We start from the raw sequence: 20,336 nt of genomic DNA, 5'->3' as shown, positions 1-20,336 counted from the left end.
GTCACGTGCACAGCAGCGTGGCACGACCGGTGAGAACGAGGGGACGACGGGGAGCCATGACGGGACTGGTGGAGTTCAGGACGGAGGACGGCGCCGTGGTCGCCGTGGAGGCCGCCACGGAGCAGCGTCCCGGCTCGCGGCTGGTCGCCCGGGGCGACGGCGCCGTCCAGGCGGCCCGTACCTTCGAAGGCGCGCTGGAGGGCGTGCGCTCCGCCGCGGAGTCCGCGCTGCGGGTCTTTCGGGACGGCGCGCTGCGGCCCGACGGGGTGGAGATCGAGTTCGGGGTGAAGCTGGCCGCCGAGACGGGCGCGATCATCGCCAAGGGCACGGCGGAGGGCCACCTGGTGGTGAGACTGACGTGGTCGCCCGACCGCGACACCGGGGCGGGCTCCTCAGGAGCCGGACCCGGCGCTCCCACGGCGGCGACGGAGCCTCCCGCCTCCTCATGAAGCGCATGACCGCCATGGACAGCCCCGAGTGGCACGCCCGCGTCGAGTGCGCCGGCCAGGTCGTCGGCGCCGGCTTCCTGGTCACCCCACGGCTGGTCCTGACCTGCGCGCACGTGGTGCACGAGGGCCCGGCGGACGCGCTGGCGGTGACGTTCACCGAGCGGCCCGGCTCCGCTCCCGTCCCCGCCCGGATCGTCGCCGAGGGCGGCTGGGCCGGAGGGGTCACCGACCTCGGCGACCTCGCCGTCCTGGAGCTGGAGCGGGAGGTCGCCATCGCCCCGGCCGCGCTCGCTCCCGTGGACGCGGCGCACGGCCGGCAGCCCCGCAAACTCGTCGTGTACGGCTTCCCGGTCGGCTTCGACGAGGGCACCCTCGCCGAATACCGCATCACCGCACCGCAGTTGCTCAACCGGGAGTGGATGCAGCTGGAGGCCTGGCAGCCGGACGGCCAGCCGCTCGCCCCCGGTTTCAGCGGCGCGGCCGTCACCCTCGTCGACACCGGCGAGGTCGTCGGCATGGTCACGGCGGCCGCCGGCGACCAGGGCGTGCGCAACGGACGCATGATGCCCACCGAGGTCATGGCCCGCCACTGGCCGGGGCTCACGAGCCTCGTCCCCACCTCCGACCACCGCTCCGCCGACCGCGCCCGGCTGCGCGACCTCGTCGAACGGGCCGTCCGCACCGGCCTGGACTGCGATCCCGTACGGCTCGCGCGGCTCTACCGGGCCGCCGCCGGGCCGTTCGACCCGGACCCGCCGCAGGAGGGCTTCGACTCGCTGCGCGCGGCGGCCCTGTTCGTGCTGTGCGAGATCGACGGCGAGGACGCGGCCGGAACGGTCGCCCGTTTCGCCGACCAGGTGGAGGCCCTGTTCCAGGCCCCAGTCCGTACGTCCGCCGTCCCGCGGTGGGCGCCCATCCTGGTCGAGCTCCAGCACAGCGGCGCCGGCGACGAGCAGGTCCGCGTCGAGGTGTCCGCGTACAGCGGCGGACGCCGGCACCCGGTCGCCTCCGGGACCGTGCCGCAGGCCGGGCTGCCCGCCCGCGTGCGCGACCTCATCGAGGCCGCCTTCCCCTGTCTGACGGCAGGGGACGACGAGTTGATCGCGTTCGCCCTGCCCCGCGACTGGATCGACCTGCCCGTCGACCGCTGGGCGAGCGCACCCGACGACGATACTCCGCTGGGCTGCGTGTACCCGCTCGTCGTCACCGACCAGGCGCGACGCAGGGCGGGCGCACGGCATCAGCTGACCCGGGCCTGGAACCGGCTCGACTCCGTGCCCGGCGCGCGACTGCACCGGGTCGAGTGCGGCGGGCCGGAGGAGCCGCGCCGGCTGCGGGTGCGGCTGCGGCAGGCCGACGCCTGTCTGGCCGGCTTCGGCGCCGCACCGGCCTCGGCCGGCACCAGGGCCCACTTCGACACCTCGCTCACCGCGCCCGCGCCGGTGGTCGTCTGGTCCAGGGGCGGCTGCGACAGCGGGCCGGGCGATCCCTGCGCGGGCGGCGAAGGGTGCGCGGGCAAGACGTTCCTGGACGAGCTGGACGCGTGCGTGTCCGCCGTCCCGCCCAGCGAACTGCCGCGAATGATCCTTCAGTTGCGGGAGGAGGCCGACGCGGAGGACGAGCACTGGGCGCGGGACATCCAGCTGCTGTGGGACGACCCGCGGGTCTTCACCGACCCGCACGGCGAGACGGCGGCGCACGTCCGCTCCCCCGTGTCGCCCCTCGAACGAGCCCCTCGTACGAGCCCTTGAACCGAGTCCGGGGACGGCCCTGAGCCGCTCCGGAGAACGGAGACCGGAACCCTCCCATGCCCCACTGGTCCGTCTACACCGGCGACAGCGTGCCGCACGACGGCGTCGACCGGCTGCCCCCGCCGCCGCCCTGGCGCGCGTTCGACGGCGAGCCCGTCCTGCCCACGCCACGGGACGCCGACGACGAGGCGTCCGTCTCCCCCGACCGCGCCCACCGCGCCCGCGCGTACGTGGCCGCGCCCGAGAGCGTGCAGCTCGTCAACGCGGCCCTCGTCCTGCGCCGCCCGCTGCTGGTCACCGGCCCGCCCGGCACCGGCAAGTCCTCCCTCGCCTACGCGGTCGCCCGGGAGCTGCGCCTCGGCCCGGTCCTGCGCTGGAACATCACCAGCCGCAGCGCCCTGTCCGACGGCCTCTACCAGTACGACCCCCTGTCCCGCCTGTACGCGGCGAGGCAGGCGGCGGCCCGGCGGGCGGGGGCTTCCGGCGCGGGCGCCGGCCACCCCGGCGCGGGCGCGGGGACCGAGGCGAGCGCGGACTCCGCCGCTGGTGCGGACGGCGTCGAGGACCACCTGCGCCTCGGCCCCCTCGGCACCGCCCTGCTCCCCTACGACCGCCCCCGCGTCCTCCTCGTCGACGAGATCGACAAGAGCGACCTCGATCTGCCCAACGACCTCCTGAACGTCCTGGAGGAGGGCCAGTACGAGATCCCCGAACTGATGCGCGCCGCCCGCCACTCGGCCGACGCCGCCACCGCCGACGTGCTCGCCGACGGCACCGACACGCCGGTGCCCGTCACCCGCGGCCGGGTCCGCTGCCGCGCGTTCCCGTTCGTGGTGCTGACGAGCAACGGCGAGCGCGAGTTCCCGCCGGCCTTCCTGCGCCGCTGCGTCCGGCTGAAGCTGCGCCGCCCCGACCGCGAGCAGCTCACGGAGATCGTCCGCGCCCACCTGGCGACCCCGCCGGGCGAGGCCGACCACCTCATCACCCGGTTCCTGAACCGGGCGGCCGACGGCGAACTGGCCACCGACCAACTCCTGAACGCCCTCTACCTCACCGGCGTCGCCGGCCTGGACCCCACCTCCCGAGACGCCCTGGCCGACGAGTTGATGCCCTACCTGACCCCCACGGCAGACACCGATGGCTTCTGAACGCCGGGGAGAGCAGGAGGGAGGGGAGGTGGACGGGGAGACGGGAGGTGAGGCGGGAGGTGAGGTGGGAGACAAGAAGGGGGAAGCGGGCCGCTCCGACCTGGAAGCGGCTCGGGGGCGGGACGTCCGTGCCGTCGCCCGGCTGACCGCCGTCCTCGCCGCCGCCGGCCATCCTTCCGCTTCCGAGTTCACTCCGACCCCTCGCGAGATCGCCGAAGTCCTCTGGCTCGCCAGGCAGTTGAGCGACGAGGGAGACGCCCCCACGGGAGTGGCCACGGCCACGGACGACAAGGCCGGCCGGCTCGACTCCCGCATCCCTGCGAAAGACGCCGACTCCGGTCCCGCCCCCGATCGCGCCGCCCCCGGCGCCTCCTTCCCGCAGTCCGCCTCCGACCGCGTCCCCCTGCGCCTCCCCCGCGCCCCCGCCCACCAGGGCGAACCGGGCGGCGGCGGCACGCCGCTCCTCGCGCCCGTGCCGCCGATGCTGCCCTGCCCTCTGAGCCTCCAGCGCGCCCTGCGTCCCCTGAAGCGGACGGTGCCGTCGGCGCGGGTGCGGGCACTGGACGAACGCGCCACCGCCGACCGCATCGCACGGCTCGGCGCGCACCCCGACGTCTGGCTGCCCGTCCTGCGCCCGGCGCGGGACCGCTGGCTGCGGCTCGCCCTCCTGCACGACACCGGCCCGACCATGCCGGTCTGGCGTCCCCTCGTCCGCGAACTGCACGCCGTACTGGCTCAGTCGGGCGTCTTCCGGACGGTCACCCCGCACCCGGCCGGCCCCGACGGCCACGCCCGGCACGTCCCGGACTCCGGGGACGGCCGGACCGTCGCCCTGATCGTCAGCGACTGCATGGGACCGCAGTGGCGTCCCGGCCCCGCGGGCGACCGCTGGTACCGCGCTCTGCGCCACTGGGCGGCCCGGATGCCGCTGGCCGTCGTCCAGCCGCTCCCGGAGCACCTGTGGGCGACGACTGCGCTGCCCGCCGAACCGGGCGTCCTGTCCTCTCCCGGCGCGGCGGCCCCGCTGACCGCCTGCTCCTTCACCCCCTACGACCGGGACGCCCCGCCCCCGCACCCCGCCGCCGTCCCCCTCCCGGTCCTGGAGGCCGGCGTCCCCTGGCTCACCCACTGGGCGGCGCTGCTGGCCGCCCCCGGCGGCGGCCGCACGCCCGGCGCGGCAGCCTGGCTCACCCCACGCCCCGCCGCCCCCACCCCGGCCTCCGCCGATCCGGCTCCCGACCCCGCCTCGCTCCCCGCCGAGGACCTCGTCCTCCGCTTCCGCGCCACCGCCTCGCCGGAGGCGTTCCGCCTCGCCGGGCACCTGGCCCTGGCCGAGCCCTCGATACCGGTGATGCGGCTCGTGCAGCGCGCGGTGGACCGTGATCCGCGCCCGCAGCACCTGGCCGAGGTGATCCTCAGCGGCATGCTCGCCAGCGTCCCCGGCCCGCCCGGCTCGTACGCCTTCCGCCCCGGCGTACGCGACCTGCTGCTGCGCACCCTGCCCCGCACGGCACGCGGGCGGGCCCGCGAACTCCTCGACCGTGTCGGCGCGCTGATCGACGAACGGGCGGGCCTGACGGCGGGCGGCTTCCGCGCCGAGTGGAGCCCCGGCGACGCGGCACCGGCCGACGGCCCGACGTTCGCCAGGGTGAGCGCGGAGACGGTACGCCGACTGGGCGCGGACGGCGGCACGGGCGTCCGCGAGGACCGCGAGGACCGCGAGGACCGCGAGGCGAACGGTGACGCCCCCGGGACGGCGGGCCCCGGCCCCGGTGACACGGCGGACCTCGGTGCGGCGGAACCCGGCACGGCGGAACCCGGCCCCGGTGACACGGCGGATCCCGGCACGGCGGACCCTGGCCCCGGCCACATGGCGGGCCTCGGCACAGCGGGCCCCGACCCCGGCGACACGGCAGCCCCTGACACGACGGCCCCCGGCACGACGGAGTCCGGTGCGGCGGGGCCCGACCCCGGCCACACGGCGAACCTCGGCACGACGGACCTCGGCACGGGCACCGATCGCCGCACCCTCCGCTTCGAGACCGACGTCGATCTCGGCGCCCGTCCCGAGGCGCGCATCTCGCTCGAGTACGCGGTGCACCAGGTCCTCGAGCGCGGGGATCTCGCTCCTCACCAGTACGACGTCCGGGTGCGCCCCGACGGCTACGACGTCGGCGTAGACGCGGACGCCTATCTCCTCCCCGTCCTCGCGGCGGTCCTGCGCTGGCTGCCCGGCCCCTTCGCCGAGCCGGCCGAACCGCCGCGCCTGCGGGTGACGTTCGGGCACGGACCGCGGCTTCCCGAGCCCGCGCACACCGCCTCCCCCGTCCTGGTGCTCGTCCCGCCGGACCTCTACGAGTCCTTCGCCGACAGCTCCGCCGCCTCCGGCCCGCACCGCTTCCGCCCGCTGTACGGCGACGCCGTCGACGGACCCCCGCTCGCCTGGTACTGCCCGCTGCCCGCACCCCGGGGCGACGCCGAGGACGCGAGCCGGGACCTGGTGCGCGGCCCCTTCGTCACACCGGACCTGCGGCAGCTGGGCGTGCCCGCGCACGGCCGCACCGCCGTGGTGCACACCCAGGCCGGCGGCCCGCTCACCCTCCTCGACCCCGCCCGGCCGCACGGCGTCCGCCCGCCCCGGCTGACCACGTACTACGAGGTCGACCTCACCCCCCAGCACGCCGTGCACCGGCTGTCCCTGCCCAGCTCCAGCAAGGGCGACTTCGCGGCCACGGCCGAGCTGACCTGGCAGGTCGCGGACCCGGTGGCGTTCGTACGGGCCGAGGTGACGCGCGTACCGGAGCGGCTGTTGGCCCATCTGGCGGAGGCCGCCTCCCGCGTCACCCGCCACCAGGCCCTGCGCCGCGCGGTCGGCGCCCAGCGCGCGGTGAACGCCGGGCTGGGCAGATGGCCGGTGCCGGGGCTGACGGTGACGTGCGAGGTACGGCTCACGCCGGAGTGGGCGCCCGCGCCCGAGCCCCGGCGGACTCCCACGCCGGCGCCCCCGTCCGGCGAGCAGCACGGCGAACGCCACGAGCAGCGGCTCGACGAGGCGACGCCCGCCGGGCTCCTCGCGCGGGCCGAGACCGTCCTGCTCGGATTCGACGGACCCCTCACCCGCCTGTTCACGGCGGTGACCGCCCGCGAGGCCGCGCTGAAGCTGCTGGCCTTCGCATCCGCCCCCCGCGACGACCGGCGGGGCGACGCCGTACCGCGCGCCTCCGGCCGCCCCGGCGACCCCGCGCTCACCCACCCGCTCGACGTGCTGCGCGTCTTCGCCCGGGATCCGCTGGGCCCTCTCCTGCGGAACCGGCTGGACGCCCTGGAGCTGGAAGCCGTCCCGCACGCGCCCACCACCCACAACTCCGTAGCCCTGGTACGGGCGTTGCATGCCTCGGGGCGGCGGGTGACCCTGGTGTCGGACGTGTGCGAACAGGCCGTACGCCAGTACGTGGAGCCGTACCGGCTGCCGCTGGTGGGGATCCACGGCCGCGCCCCGGACCTCGCACTGCTCACCCCGCACCCGGACGTCCTGCTGCGCGCCCTGCACGCGCTGCCCCCGCCGGGGCGGCCGTCCGCCGGGGGCGCCCCGCACTCCACGAGCGTCGTCATCGGATCGACGGTGGCCGAGCTGACCGCCGCCCAGCGGATCGGCCTGCGTTTCCTGGGCCTCGCCCGCAATCCGACCGTCGAGCAGGAGCTCAGGGGCGCGGGTTGCGAGGTGACCGTGCGCTCGCTCGCGCCGGTGCTCGACGCGGCGCGGGCACTTTAGCGCCCACGCGGCCGTTTTCCTGACACCCACTCAGATCACGCCGCGCGCGGAAGCCCGTATTACGCCCGTTCGGCCGCTCCCCCGCCCGGACCCCTCCAGCGGGCGCGTGTCCTCCCCCGCCCGCACGATGGCGTAGGAGGCCACCGCCCGGCGGCCCACGCACGAAGGCCCGCCGGCCCGGCGGCCGCCACGGTCTGCGCTCTCGGGAGGACCCGCCATGACCGCCAGTCTGGAGCAGCTGCGCCGCTGCCACTTCGCAGTCGACCTGGGCGCCGCCCGCACCCGCGTGTGGGTGAAGGGGGCGGGGCTCGTCGTCGACCAGCCGTCAGCGGCGGCCGTGAACACCCGCACCGGCGCGCTGATCGCCGTCGGGGACTTCGCCGAGAAGATGACGGGCCGCACCCCGCACTACATCCGCGTCGTGCGCCCCGTCTCCGGCGGCACGGTCATCGACATCGAGATGGCGCAGCGCATGCTGCGGCACCTGATCGGCGACAAGCTGCGCCGGCAGCTGCGCCGCAGGCCGTTCCTGCGGGCCGCCGCCTGCACGCCGCACGACGCCGGGCCGCTCGCCCAGCGCGCGACCGTCGAGACGCTCGTCGGCCTCGGCGCCCGCCGGGTGGAGCTGGTGGACACGCTGATCGCCGCCGCCGTCGGCTGCGGGCTGCCCGTGGAGCAGCCGGAGGCCACCATGATCATGGTGTGCGGGGCCGCCGCCACGCAGGTCGCCGTCCTCTCCCTCGGCTCCCTCGTGACCGCCGAGCGGATCCCGGTGGGCGGGGAGGCCGTCGACCACGCGATCGTCCAGCACCTGCGGCACGAACACGAGTTGATGCTGCCGAGCCAGTCCGTACGGCCGCTGCAGCTGGCCCTGTCCGGCAACGGTCTCACCGCGCACGGACCGGCCCGCACGGAGATCCACGGCCGCGACGTCGCGACCGGACTCGCCCGCACCGTCCAGGTCGACACCGCGGCCGTCCGGGACGCGATCGAGACGCCGCTGACGGCGGTCCTCGACGGCATCGGCCGGGTGCTGCGGGAATGCCCGCCCGACCTGGTCGCCGACCTCGCGGACCGCGGCATCATGATGGTCGGCGGCTCGGCCCTGCTCCCCGGCTTCGACCAGATGCTCCGCCGCGCCACCGGCATGCCGGTCCACATCGCCGAACAGCCCGACATCTGCGCGGCCCAGGGCCTGGGAGCAATGCTGGAGGGCAGAATCGCGCCCTTGACCCTGGCGCCCCTGGCAACCGAGTGAGGCGGCTGCTTGCCCGGACGCGTCGCCTTCCGACAGCACCAGGCACGATCGTTGTCACAGAGGCAGGTTTGCTGTCACCAAGGTCGACAGCGGAGGCGGAGTGCCGGGCAGGGGGTAGCGTTCCGGCATGACGTCAGGGCCGCCCCGGTTTCCGCCGTATCCGATTCGTGACGTGTGCGTGCTGCATAAGAAGCAGAACTGCGCGCCGCACTTCGCGGAGATAGCGGTGGATTTCGAGCCCGCAGCCGAGGGCTTCACCTTCGAGGTAGCCCAAGGTCTGACGGTGGAGTACGAACCTGCCGAGGACCTGCCACGCTTCTTCGCGGCTGCCGCCGCGGGGATCGAGGAGCATCTGAGCTTGCCCGAGCACGGAGTCGTGATTGCCACTCGGGTGGTGCTGCGGCGTGCCCGCGCCGATAGGTTCGGCTCTCACGAACTGGCGTTCAAGATCGCGGGCTGTCTCGCCGCCCGCAAGGCTTTGGAATGTACGGGAGTGCCGCGACTCTGAGCAGCGGTCGACGTCGGACGGTGCTGTGCACGACTGGGATAAATGAAGGCGATGGAGGCTTGAGGTAGAGCATCATCTGCCGGGTGAAGCGGGACATGAATGCGGGCGTGAGTGTGGATGGTGCCGACGTGTGGCACGAGCGGCTGGGGTGGACGTTCGGACTGATAGCAAGTGATCCGGCTGAACGTGCTGCGGCGCTTGTCCGTCTGACTGACGCGGAGAAGAAAACCCAGGAGGCTCGGCATCGGTACCACGAGACGTGGCGTCGCAGGTATTCACTGAGGCGGAAGGCGGCGCACAGAAACTACCTGAAGGCCCTGAGGTGTTCGCTGCCAGGCGGGCTATGGGACCGGCCGTCCGGTCCTGAAATCAGTGCATGGCCGGGTCTTCCCTACGCGCTGTGCTTCCTGGAGTGGGAAGCGAGGTATCCGCAGGAGTGGACACGGTATGCCAAGTCGTGGGGCACGAAGGAGGACCTCATACGGAACGTGGCTGCCGCTCACCACGATGAGACGGTTCGAAGCAAGCTTGTGGAACTGGTCGAGAGCGTCGTCCAGCGGCCCTACCGCTGCAAGGATCGCGAGTACGTGCGCGTGGCCCGGGCCGTGGACGGTGAGGATCTGCGCAGCAGGCTTGAAACTGTCGCCCGTTCGGACAACCTATGGGCGCAGCGTCATGCCGGATACGTTCTCTGGCTTCTGGATCGTCCCGAGGTGCCGAATACGCGTCACGTCTGGCGGACCTGGCTGGCGGCGGCATCCAAAGAGTAGGCACCGACTGGTGTCGCCCGGGGGCGAGTGTGCCTCGTTGGTGACCGCTTCGACTCAAGAGAGTGGCACGGATGCTTCCGGGACAACCTTTGGGCGGCGCGAGACTCCGCGCTAGAGGTTCGCAACCAGATAGACCCAAGCAGTTTCGCTCGCGTCCTCCACGACGAGGACCTCCTTGCTGGTTTCGGGCCCCGATTCCGGGATGGGGATCACCGCGCCGAACACTTCGTCCGACTTCTCGATGCGTCAGCCCGATTCCCGCAACTCATAGGAACTGACCGGACTCCACTCTTTCGTCAGATCCGAGGCACTTCCGCCCAGATCCGTCATCCACCCCCTGGCGGCCTCGTCCGGCAAACGCATCCGCACATACAGTGACCCGCCCGAGCGCGGCACAACCTCTCGGTAGTGAACCGAGGTCGCCTCTCCCCGCAAGGAAACGCCGTTCTTGCTCAAGAGGTTGGCGGGCGGCGTGCCCGCGTGTTCCGGGGAGATCGAAGTGGCAATCGTCGGTCTCTCGAATCCAAGCCCGCACGTCGAAAGCACCGCAAACAGCACGACCGCCACACCCGCCGAACGCCCGGCACGTCGTATCTTCAGCCCTGGTCGATTGTCGCCCCGACGCAGCCCAGGAAACGGCACGCTCCGCCAGAGGGCGGAGTCCTCCCTGAAGTCCGGCAACGACTCGCCCCTTCATCAGCTTGGTCGTGGTTGACGCCGATCCGCTCCTACGACCGCGGTGTGCTGACCCAGCGCCACGTGGTGGGACGAGGGTGCCCCGGGAGTTCGGCGCGGCCGGTGGCCCACAGCAGGGTGAGCCAGGGATCCGCGCCGCCCGGAGCATCCGGAAACAGGCGGGCGAGCGCCCGTGAGCAGAGAGCGGAGGGCGGGTCCCAGCCAAACCCGAAACCTTCCGCCACATCGTGCATGTGCACCAGCGTCTCCACCACCCCCATCGCCGCGAAGCCCTCGGGATCCGACACCCCGGCGGCGTGGTGGGCGCGGACCCTGGGTGGCGTCGTACGCACCATGGCGACCAGCAGCGCGCCGCACGCCTCCAGCACCTGCACCAGGCCGGCCGGACCCGCGTCACGCTCCGCGAAGAGGAAGTACGCGGGTCCGTCCGGCCTCTTCTGGCTCAACGCGAAAGGCACATGAGTATCCAGCGGCGGGCTCTTCGGCCCCAACTGCACGGCGTAGTACAACAGGTCGTTGGCAAGGTGCTCGACGGTCTCCCAGCAGTCCCACTCCAGCGAACCGGCCCTGCCACCCCACCCCTCCGAGGGTGCGCCCCGAAGGACGTCCACGGCAAGCCGCACAGCAAGGCCGACGTCATCCGCGGTGACCGGAGACAAGACTGAGCCCGTTTCGACGGATCGAGACATGCCGGCAAGCTACCGCGAGGAAAAGGGGCACCCACCCCTTCCAGCCACCGCGGCACCCCGGGCGTCCGTGCCCTGGCGCCCCCTCCGGCCGCGCCACTACCGCCACCGCGCCGAGCCCGCCGGGGAACTCTCCCCCACCCAGCGCACCCGAGAGGGTGCAGGCCTGAATTTTGCGCCAAACAGGCCTGCACTCTCGATCAGCTTTGGCACCCCATTGCCAAATAAACCTTCATTCTGCTTCTCTCAAGCTGCTCGACAAAGACTATGTAGTCGATCAAGCACTCACCGTCCCACTCAGCAGAACTCCTACCCATGAGGTATTTTTTCCCGGACTCAAGATTCCATCCAGAAGCCCTCTCGGACTGATATCTCTTAACCCTATTTTCCGTTGGCGACCTAAGGTCTTTAAGGGCCAAGCCTATACTCTGCAAGGTTTTCCCTACCTCCGCATCCGGTGCGGAGAATTCCAGCTCCCCATCATAGCCGTCACGATTCGGAGTATCACAAAATCGAACACCCTCAGCTCGCTCCGGAAGCGTGAGCGCATACCGCCTGGCCATCTCATCGAATGGAATGACCGAGTCGCACCCTGCATACTGCCCCTCTGGGGCCTCCACCCCACTTCCGCACGCAGCAAGGAAGAACATAGACATCGCGGTCAGCGAAGCGGTCGCCAATGCAATGTTTTTCACGGCCGTCTCCCCCTATCGAGTGTAATGCTGAACTGAACTGCTTCTTCGCCCGCTTGGCGAAAGTGTCGCCCGCGATGAAGCCGGGCTCTCCGGCGTCGTCGCCGAACACCGGGACCGTCCACACCGAATCGGTGCAGTCGGCCGTGCCGGCGCCGTCCAGTTTGTTCAGGCCGAAGACGTACTTGGTGCCCTCGCCCGTGACGACAGTCCAGTATTCGCCCTTGTCGAAGGCGTCGCCGTCGTCGCCGTTGTCGGCGCCTGTGGAGTGCGTGACGGTGGAGGCGTCGTCGTTCTTCAGCCGCCACTCGCCTGTGGTGTCGTCCTTGACGAGCTCAGTGGCCTTGCCGTTGAGCACGAGGGAGGCGTTGGTGTACTTCCAACACAGGTCGAACTTGTCGGTCTGGTCGTCGTCGCAAGAGCCGTACTTGCGCTCGATGAAGGACGAAGTGAGGTCGAAGCCCTCGCCGATCGTCGTGCCCTGATTGTTGGAGGAGGCGGTGCGCCCGTCGACGCTGCCGGAGTCGTAGGAGATCGACAGATCTGGGCTCGGGCCTGCCGCAGCAGGCGGCGTCCTGAGCGGGTACGACCAAGTGAAGGAGCCCGAAGAGCTGTCCGCCTCCCAGGAAGAGGAGGCGGACAGCGGAGTCGCCTTGCAGTCACCACGGGCGGACGCGGCGCCTGCGGCCAGAGCCACCAGCATCGTCCGGCCGGGGGCGGTCGCAATGGCACCGCTGTGACGAGCCGCAGTGGGGGCCTGGAAGGTCAACTGCGCCGTGAGCTGCTGATCCGCCCGGTCGTTGGCGTACTCGAGCCGGGTGGTGCCGCGGCACCGGGCCGAAGCGGGATTGCTCAGCGCGCAGTCCGGCAGACGTAAGGCCTGCAGACGGCCCGCCCAGTCGCCTCCGTAGGCGGAGGCGAAGCGGCTGTAGTCGATACCGAGAGCGGCCGAGCCTCCATTCGCGGAGCCGGTCACCTTCAAGACCAAGCCCTTGACGCCGAGCTTCTCGGTCTGAGTCCGGTCCAGGACCTCGACCGTGATCGGTCCCAGCGCCGGAGTGACCTTCTTGCTCCTCGCCGTCCTACACCGGCCCGTCACCCTAGTGGTGCCACGCTCGGCCGCCCGTGTTGTGGATGAACCGCTGCAACACCTTGAGGGTGGTCAGGTACTCCTCGTCGGAGACATCAGCGTGCCGTTCCGCCCAGAGTTCGTCTTGGAGGGCAGCGGCCTTGTCGTAGAACGCGCGGCCCTCAGCCGTCATGCCCAGGCGCCCCTCGGCGTCCTCGGTGATTCAACCCTGGGCGATGGTCGTGTCGATCTCCGCCTCCATGGTTTCCGGGCCGACGTCGAGGTAGTTCCGGAGGAGGCGGGACACTTCGTCACGAGTCTTGACGGTGTCGGCTCGTGCCACCTGCGCGAGGGCCCACCACTGCGGTTGAGTGGTGCCGATCCCGGCGAGGGCGGCCCGGGTGCGGGCGACGACGGCCTTGTAGGCCGCCCAACTCCATTAACCGATGGGCTGCTTGATCAGATCGATGTCGCTGTGCGAGTACTCCATGGCCAGGACCCCTGTCGTCGGTCTGAGGCGGTTCGACGAGATCGACCGTAGGAACTCAACCGGAGTTGAGGTCAAGGACGCACCCGCCGGCTCGTCCGACAGAGCGCCTGCGCGCTGCGCACGCACCGTGAGACCACCGGTCTCAGCCCTGGCGCCGACGCGTCGGCCCGGCCGGCGTCGCCTCGGCCTCGCTCGGCTCGTCCCGGCTCTCATGACTCACGTCCTCCCCGGCGCTTTCCCCCGCGTCCGGCACCGGTGCGTGTTCTGCGGTCGCGCGGCGGCCCGGCAGGACGGCCAGGACGATCAGGGTGCCGGCGGCCATGATGACGCCGCCGATCAGGCTGGTCCGGGCGACGCCTTGGGCGAAGGCCTGGTGGACGGCGTCCGCGAGGGCCTGGGCCTGGCGGGGGCCGCCGGCCGGGTCCTGGGCGATCCGCTGGGCGACCGCGAGGCCGCCGCCGACCGAGTCCTGCGCCGCCTGCAACGCCGCCGCCGGGAGCCGGCCTCCGACGAGGTCGGTCAGCTCGTCGCGGTAAGCCGTGCCGAGCAGCGAACCCAGTACGGCGATGCCGAGCGAGCCGCCGAGTTCCAGCGCGGTGTCGTTCGCGCCGCCGCCGACGCCGAGTTCGCTCTCCGGGAAGGAGCCCATGATGGTGTCCGTCGCCGGGGACACGCTCAGCCCGATGGCGAAGCCCAGCAGCAGCATCGGCGCGAGGAAGTCGCTGTACGCGGAGCCCGTGTCGATCCGGGTGAGGAGCAGGACGCCGACGGTGCCGACGACCATGCCGGAGCCGACCATCGCCTTCACGCCCAGCTTCGGCGTCAGCCGCCCCGTGGCGGCGGCGCCGGCGAAGACCGCGCCGGCCAGCGGCAGCAGACGGACCCCGGTCTCCAGGGCGTCGTAGCCCAGGACGAACTGCAGGAACTGCGTGGAGTAGTAGATCGCGCCGAAGGTGCCGAAGAAAAAGAACAGCACCGCGAGCATCGAGCCGCTGAAGGGACGCTGGGCGAACCTGCGCACGTCCAGCATCGGCCGCGGGTGACGCAACTCCCAGACGACGAAGGCCGCGAGACCCACGCCGGCGACGACCGCGGCGGTGACCGGGCCGACGCCCCAACCGAAGTGCGGGCCCTCGATGGTCGCGTAGACGAGGGAGCCGACGGAGACGATGGAGAGCAGGCCGCCGACGTAGTCGATACGGCCCATGCCGGCCGCCTTGGACGGCGGGACCAGGGTCAGCGCGCCCAGCACGGCCACGACGGCGATGGGCACGTTGATCAGGAAGGTCGAGCCCCAGGCGTGGTCCTTCAGCAGCCAGCCGGCGACGAGCGGCCCCACGGCGATGGCGAGACCGGAGGTCGCCGTCCAGGCGGTGATGGCCCTGGCCCGCTCCTGGCGGGGGAAGATCGCCACGAGCAGGGACAGCGTCGCCGGCATCACCACGGCCGCGCCGACGCCCATGACGGCACGAGCCGCTATGACCAGCTCCGTGCCGTCCACCAGGCTGCCCATGACCGACCCGCCGGCGAAGAGCACGAGCCCGGTGACCAGCGCGCCCCGGCGGCTGTACTTGTCGCCGATCGAACCCAGCACCAGCATCAGCGCGGCGTACGGGACGGTGTAGCCGTCGATGACCCACTGCAGGTCGCTGCTGCTCAGCCCCAGGTCCGCGGTCATCGCGGGGGCGGCCACGATCAGCGAGGTGTTCGCCATGACCACGATCAGCAGGCTCAGGCAGAGCACGAGCAGGGCCCACCAGCGGCGGGGGTACGGGCGGGTCGTCTTCTCTTCCGGAGTGCCGGCGAGGAAGGGCATGAGGTGCTCCTAGCGAAACGAATTAATTGCCCATCGATGTGCAGCCTAGGTTCTTGCTCACTCATGTGCAAATAAGGCGACGCAGCCTTGCGGCCCACGACCTCGTGTGCCCCAGCCCTCCTCGGACACCCCGCCCGGAACCGGACAGCCGGGCGAACCGACAGTGACACCGAGAGGTCGAACACCCCACCGCGCGGGCGGAGATGGGAGGGGCAGGTGGAGGGGGTGCGAGTGGAGAAGGGTGTAGGTGGGCAGAGGTGATGGACACCTGCGAAGGTCGGCGAAGGTGTGCGCGTGCGAGCAGGGAGGGGAACGCCTCAGGCGTCACACAGGGAAGGTCGGGGCCACCCCGCACAAGGCCTCGCCCGCCAGGGCCACGCCCGCACGGAACCTCCCCCGCACAGGACCTCGCCCGCACAGGGCCACGCCCGCGCAAGACCCCGCCCGCACAAGACCCCGCCCACCAGGACGCCCCGGCGTCACATCACCGGGCAGCGCCGGCCGTCGCCCTACCGGGCCGGCGTCGCGGAGACGACCTCCGCCACCACCGTCACCGCCCGCTCCTCCGGCACCCCCGCCGCCACCAGCGTCGCCACCGCGAGGCGGGTGCCGTCGTCTTCCCAGGCGCCCGCGTTGACCTGCTCCAGCAGAGCGACGTTCATCGCTTCCAGGCCCGCGCTCAGCACCGGCGCCGGGAGGTGCGACGGGAACACACCGTCCCGCTGGCCGCGCTCCAGGACGGCGGTGACCTCGTCGCGGGCCACCGCGAGGATCTCCGCCACCCGCTCCGCGCCGAGGTCACGCCGGGCGAGCGCCAGGAGCATCCGGTAGCGGTCGCCCACCGGCCAGGTCGAGAACGCGAAGTACGCCAGCGCCCGGTCGGCGGGCTCGGCCGGCCGTGACGCCGCCGCCACCGTGCTCCGCAGGGTCTCGGCGGCCTCCTCCGCGAGCGCCTCCAGCAGCGCGGCCCGCCCGGGGAAGTGCCCGAACAGCGTCCGCCGTACGACGCCGGCGGCCTTGGCCAGCTCCTCCAGGGTGACGTCGGGATCGCGGCCGAGCTCACGGCGGGCGGTGGCGAGGATGCGCGCCCGGTTGGACCGCGCGTTGCTCCGCAACGGCTCGCGGGCCACGGACTTCGACACGAGAAACCCCGGGTGGATCGGAGGATCGACAGATCGGCACAGCCATTCTGGCACTCCTGCGCCAGGGTCTGCCGAGGCGGATGTTACGCGCGGGAAACCTTGACGATCACCCGGGCGGGTGCCACGATTCCGGCGCCGCGATGTTTACGTAAACATCCGGCCCGTGCATCGCAATGTTCACGCAAACATGTCGGATCCGTCCGCTCCCCACGGCCGCCTCCACTCCCCCCAGCTACCAGCCCCAGCTCCCGGAAGGCCCAGCTGATGCGCACTCCCCCCGCGGTTTCTCCCACCCCCGCCGCCCCCTCCCGCACCCCCCGCGCGAGAGCCGCCCTCGTCGCCGTCGCCCTGGCCGCCGTCGGCGGCGGCATGCTCGCCGGCGCGCCCGCCTCCGCCGCCGCCCGGCCCGCCCAGGACACCACGCAGTTCAAGGGCGTCAACTGGGCCGACCCCCGGGACAACTTCGCCGACGACCTCCTCCAGCTCTCCGGTCTGTCGACGACCGACACCTACCGTCAGACCTACGCCAAGGCGACCCGTGTCATCGCCGCGTTCCGCGCCAACCTCGGCGCCAACACCGTGCGGCTGCCGATCAACCCGTACACGGTGAACGGCGCGTACTGGAAGTCGTACCGCGGTGTCATCGACGCGGCGTCCGACCAGGGCTTCAAGGTGATCGTGTCCTACTGGGAGGGCACCGGCCCCCGCAAGGACGGCTTCATCGACGACGAGGCCACCTACTGGCCGATGTGGAAGACCGTCGTCAAGGCGTACAAGAACGACGAGCGCGTCTACTTCGAGCCGATGAACGAGCCGCACGGCTACACCGACGCCCAGTGGGCGGACATCGCCGCGAAGTGGCTCGACACCTACAAGTCCGTTCCCCGCAACCGGGTGTTCGTCAGCGGCGCCGGCTACAACGACCACGTCACCACCGTCTGCGCCGACCCCCGCCTCAAGGGCACCTACCTGTCGCTGCACCACTACGGCTTCTGGAAGGACTACGCCACCTACGACCAGTGGGTGGCCGACCTCAAGGTGCGCATCGGCGACTGCGCGAACCGCACGGTCGCGGACGAGTTCGGGGCCCCGATGACCACCGGCCTGAACTACGACAAGGCCACCCCGGACGACAATTTCGTCAACTACGTCCAGGCCGTCACCGACACGTTCCGCGAGCTGAAGATGGGCTCCGTCTACTGGCCGGGCCTGCGCACCGACGACACCTACTCCATCCAGAAGCTGGTCGGCCCCCCGTCCCGCCCCTGGCTGGAGACGACCAACCAGTCCGGCGCCGACCGGCTCGCCTGGGCCTGGGGACGCGGCAAGCCCGTCGGCCAGTAGCCCCACCCGCGCTCCCGGAGGGCGCGCTCGACCAAAGCACTTGATCTGACGGTGCGTTGACATGGCCCGGCACCAAAGGGGCATTCGGAGTGTCAGCGAAAGGCAAGTACAGCGCGGCCAGTTCGGGCCGCGCCACCGTCAATCGGGAGTATGCAATGTCGAGTTACGGAAGTTCCTCCACCGCGTCCTCCGGATCGCGCACCAACGGCATGGCGATCGCGAGCCTGTGCTGCGGCATCGTCGGCCTGTTCCTCCTCAACATCGTCCTGGGTCCGCTGGCCATCGTCTTCGGCTCGGTCGCCCTGCGGCAGGCCGGCACGAGGAACGGCGCCGGGATGGCGAAGGCCGGCATCGTTCTGGGCGTCGTCGACGTGGTCCTCTGGCTGGTCCTGCTGGCCGTGGCCGCCAGCAACGGCGGTTTCAGCTGGTACGTGGGCGGCTGACGCCGGCGCCGATGCTGGGTTAGCCTCGTCTCCTTCATGGCGAACTGGCGTACGGCGCACATCACTTCGGGGAGTTCCGTGTCAGAACGACGGCCGGCGTCGCCGGAACCGGCGACGATCGAGGCCGCCGCCCTGCGAGAGACCGGCGCGGCTCCCCTGCGCGTCGGCGACCCCGCCGAGGTCGGCCCCTTCGTCCCGCTGGCCCTGCTCGGCAGCGGCGGCATGGGACGGGTCTACCTGGCCCGTCCCCTGGACGACAGCCCCGGCCTGGTGGCCGTAAAAGTGATCAGGCCGGAGTACGCCGAGGACGTCAGGTTCCGGCGCCGGTTCGAGCGCGAGGCGTCGGTGCACGCACGGCTGCGCACCCCGCACACACCGAGGCTGCGTGGCACCGGCTTCCGTGACGAACTGCTGTGGATGGCCACCGAGTACGTCCCGGGGCCGGACCTCGCGGACGTCGTGCGCGAGCACGGCGCCCTCGCCCCGGCCACGGTCTGGCGGCTGACCGCCGAGCTGGGGCGCGCGCTCGCCGACCTCGCCGCCGCCGGGATCGTGCACCGGGATCTGAAACCGTCCAACGTGCTGCTGTCCGTCCACGGCACGCACGTGATCGACTTCGGCATCTCCAAGGCCGTGGACGCGAGTGCGATCACCGGCACGGGCAACCGGGTGGGCACCCCCGCCTACATGTCCCCGGAACACCTCAGGACGGGCCTGTCGGACACCGCGTCGGATGTGTTCTCCCTGGCCGGGACCCTGGTCTACGCGGCGGCCGGGCACGCCCCATTCGGCGACGGCACGGGCGTCGACGTGATGCACCGGGTGGCGTTCGAGGAGCCGGACCCGGAGCTGATCGGCGCGATCACCTCGGCGGACGCGGCGCTCGGCGCGCTGCTGACCGCGTGCCTGGCCAAGGAGCCCGAGCGGCGCCCCACTCCGCAGGAACTGGTCGAGGCGGCCGCGGTGCACGCCGGTGCGCCGGAATGGCCCGAGCCGCTGGCCGGCCGGGTGCTCACCCGGCAGCGCGCCTACGAGACGCTGCACCGTCTCTCCGCCGAACGGCGGACCGGCCTCCACCGGCCGACTCCCGCCCCGTCGGCGACGTCGGCGACACCGGCGATCGCACCGGCCGCACCGGAGGACCGGAAGGCCGCCGAGCAGGACACATCGCGGGCACGGACGCCCGCCGCACCCCGCTTACCCCCGGCCGGCGCCCCCGCCTGGACGAGGCGGAAGCCGGTGCTGGCCGCGGCCGTGGGCGTCACGCTGTGCGTCGTGGCCACGGGAGCCTTCGTCCTCACCCGCCAGGACGCCTCGACCACGGCCCACCGCCCGGCTTCGGGCCCGTCCGTGTCCTCCCGCTCCTCCGGCTTCTCCGGGACCGTCGTCGACGAGGCCTCCTCCTCTCCGCAGGCCGCGACGTCGCCCGGGGTGTCCGCCGAGGGCTCGGCCCGCCGGAGCGTCGGCGGCCCCGCCGGACCCGGCGAGGCGCCGCCCGTGAGTTCCGCCCCCGCCGCCGACGAGAGCCCCGCGGCCCCCTCCGCCCCTGCCGGCCGGTCCGGCGCCTCCGCCGAGCCGAGCAACCCCGTCGGGCCCTCTCCGAGCAGCACCGACCCCGGCCCGGCGACCCCGCCCTGGATCTCCGACTGCACTCACTACGCGGGCAAGAAGCCCACCCGCCGGGGAGACAGCGGCAAACGCGTGGTCCAGGTGCAGTGCATGCTCATCCGGCGCGGTTACGACGTCGGCGGCGACGGCGCGGACGGCGTCTTCGGCCCCGGCACGGAGAGCGCGGTGCGCGGCTTCCAGGGCGACCGGGGACTGGAGTCCGACGGCGTCGTGGGCCGCGAGACCTGGGGCGCGCTCCGCGACACGGTGTGACGGCGACGGGAAGGAGTCCTTAGAGGCGAGGAGACGGGGCACACGTGTCTGTGACCGTGCAATCCCCTCGTACGAAGGAGCCGACTCATGGTGGTCGCCGTCGTCATCGGCGTCTGTGTGGTCCTGGCCGTGCTGGCCTTCCTCGTTCCGCGCCTGTCGCGTCACCCCGAGCGCGGCACACAGCGCTCCCTCGGCGCCGGTGCGCGCGCCGGCGGCAAGGCGCCCGGCGTACTGGGCAAACTGTTCAGCAAGCCGTTCCACAGCAGCTCCCGCGCGGTGAGCCGCAGCGGGTCGGCCGGTCGCCGCGCGCGCGGCCACATGCCGTTCTAGTGCCGTGACCGGAAAGGTTCACCGGCTCGCGACGCCCGGCACGGTGCCTCGCCGCGTTGTCGCATCACCCGAGTACATCCAGTACACGGGC

General features: G+C 72.2%; 16 protein-coding genes and 2 pseudogenes. 11 read left to right on the top strand and 7 right to left on the bottom strand.

All coding sequences use genetic code 11. The features are described from left to right. Window positions 1-56 precede the first annotated feature (56 nt). The 7 genes from ACIRS4_RS24295 to ACIRS4_RS24265 all read left to right on the top strand — a co-directional run bounded on the left by ACIRS4_RS24295 (window position 57) and on the right by ACIRS4_RS24265 (window position 9,656). A complete protein-coding gene (locus ACIRS4_RS24295) occupies window positions 57-449 on the top strand; it encodes a CU044_2847 family protein (RefSeq protein ID WP_404199568.1) in 393 nt (130 codons plus the stop codon). Window positions 450-454: 5 nt separating this feature from the next. Beyond that, a complete protein-coding gene (locus ACIRS4_RS24290) occupies window positions 455-2,200 on the top strand; it encodes a trypsin-like peptidase domain-containing protein (RefSeq protein WP_404200114.1) in 1,746 nt (581 codons plus the stop codon). A 56-nt stretch (window positions 2,201-2,256) separates the two neighbouring features. Continuing rightward, window positions 2,257-3,348, top strand: coding sequence for an AAA family ATPase (locus ACIRS4_RS24285; protein ID WP_404199565.1), 1,092 nt, complete (start codon window positions 2,257-2,259; stop codon window positions 3,346-3,348). Between the two features lie 64 nt (window positions 3,349-3,412). Beyond that, window positions 3,413-7,120, top strand: a complete 3,708-nt coding sequence (locus ACIRS4_RS24280) for an SAV_2336 N-terminal domain-related protein (RefSeq protein WP_404199562.1) — start codon at window positions 3,413-3,415, stop codon at window positions 7,118-7,120. Window positions 7,121-7,337: 217 nt separating this feature from the next. Beyond that, complete coding sequence (locus ACIRS4_RS24275) at window positions 7,338-8,378, top strand: rod shape-determining protein (RefSeq protein WP_404199559.1); 1,041 nt, start codon at window positions 7,338-7,340, stop codon at window positions 8,376-8,378. A gap of 127 nt (window positions 8,379-8,505) precedes the next feature. Next, entirely contained in the window at window positions 8,506-8,886 is a 381-nt protein-coding gene (locus ACIRS4_RS24270) for a hypothetical protein (protein ID WP_404199556.1), read from the top strand. A gap of 83 nt (window positions 8,887-8,969) precedes the next feature. Next, on the top strand, window positions 8,970-9,656 hold the full coding sequence (locus ACIRS4_RS24265; RefSeq protein ID WP_404199554.1) for a hypothetical protein: 687 nt from the start codon (window positions 8,970-8,972) through the stop codon (window positions 9,654-9,656). A 246-nt stretch (window positions 9,657-9,902) separates the two neighbouring features. On the opposite strand, the gene ACIRS4_RS24260 is transcribed toward ACIRS4_RS24265, so the two are convergent. From ACIRS4_RS24260 to ACIRS4_RS24230, 7 genes and pseudogenes are all read right to left on the bottom strand, one after another. Next, window positions 9,903-10,223 (bottom strand): hypothetical protein, encoded by a 321-nt coding sequence (locus ACIRS4_RS24260; RefSeq protein ID WP_404199551.1) that lies wholly within the window; start codon window positions 10,221-10,223, stop codon window positions 9,903-9,905. A gap of 161 nt (window positions 10,224-10,384) precedes the next feature. After that, on the bottom strand, window positions 10,385-11,041 hold the full coding sequence (locus tag ACIRS4_RS24255) for a hypothetical protein (protein ID WP_404199548.1): 657 nt from the start codon (window positions 11,039-11,041) through the stop codon (window positions 10,385-10,387). A gap of 197 nt (window positions 11,042-11,238) precedes the next feature. Then, window positions 11,239-11,601, bottom strand: a complete 363-nt coding sequence (locus tag ACIRS4_RS24250; RefSeq protein ID WP_404199546.1) for a hypothetical protein — start codon at window positions 11,599-11,601, stop codon at window positions 11,239-11,241. A gap of 169 nt (window positions 11,602-11,770) precedes the next feature. Further along, window positions 11,771-12,829, bottom strand: a pseudogene (locus ACIRS4_RS24245) (RHS repeat-associated core domain-containing protein); the annotation flags it as partial. A 1-nt stretch (window position 12,830) separates the two neighbouring features. Beyond that, window positions 12,831-13,289, bottom strand: a pseudogene (locus ACIRS4_RS24240) (MarR family transcriptional regulator). A gap of 142 nt (window positions 13,290-13,431) precedes the next feature. Next, a complete protein-coding gene (locus ACIRS4_RS24235; RefSeq protein ID WP_404199543.1) occupies window positions 13,432-15,105 on the bottom strand; it encodes an MFS transporter in 1,674 nt (557 codons plus the stop codon). A 509-nt stretch (window positions 15,106-15,614) separates the two neighbouring features. Next, the gene (locus ACIRS4_RS24230) at window positions 15,615-16,247 is read right to left on the bottom strand and encodes a TetR/AcrR family transcriptional regulator (protein WP_404199540.1); all 633 of its coding nucleotides are present in this window, start codon (window positions 16,245-16,247) and stop codon (window positions 15,615-15,617) included. A gap of 264 nt (window positions 16,248-16,511) precedes the next feature. Here ACIRS4_RS24230 and ACIRS4_RS24225 point away from each other — a divergent pair, with 264 nt between their 5' ends. From ACIRS4_RS24225 to ACIRS4_RS24210, 4 genes are all read left to right on the top strand, one after another. Further along, window positions 16,512-17,591 carry a glycoside hydrolase family 5 protein gene (locus tag ACIRS4_RS24225; RefSeq protein ID WP_404199538.1) on the top strand — a complete coding sequence of 360 codons (1,080 nt, stop codon included), beginning with the start codon at window positions 16,512-16,514 and terminating at the stop codon, window positions 17,589-17,591. A 155-nt stretch (window positions 17,592-17,746) separates the two neighbouring features. After that, window positions 17,747-18,034 (top strand): DUF4190 domain-containing protein, encoded by a 288-nt coding sequence (locus ACIRS4_RS24220; protein WP_404199535.1) that lies wholly within the window; start codon window positions 17,747-17,749, stop codon window positions 18,032-18,034. Window positions 18,035-18,112: 78 nt separating this feature from the next. Next, window positions 18,113-19,915 (top strand): protein kinase, encoded by a 1,803-nt coding sequence (locus tag ACIRS4_RS24215; RefSeq protein ID WP_404199532.1) that lies wholly within the window; start codon window positions 18,113-18,115, stop codon window positions 19,913-19,915. An 87-nt stretch (window positions 19,916-20,002) separates the two neighbouring features. Next, on the top strand, window positions 20,003-20,245 hold the full coding sequence (locus tag ACIRS4_RS24210) for a DUF6411 family protein (RefSeq protein ID WP_404199530.1): 243 nt from the start codon (window positions 20,003-20,005) through the stop codon (window positions 20,243-20,245). Window positions 20,246-20,336: the final 91 nt, after the last annotated feature.

Origin of the sequence: Streptomyces sp. NPDC101166 (assembly GCF_044768125.1) — a bacterium.
GTDB lineage: Bacteria > Actinomycetota > Actinomycetes > Streptomycetales > Streptomycetaceae > Streptomyces.
The sequence above is the reverse complement of the archived record's forward strand: the minus strand, read 5'-3'. Positions and strand labels throughout refer to the sequence as shown.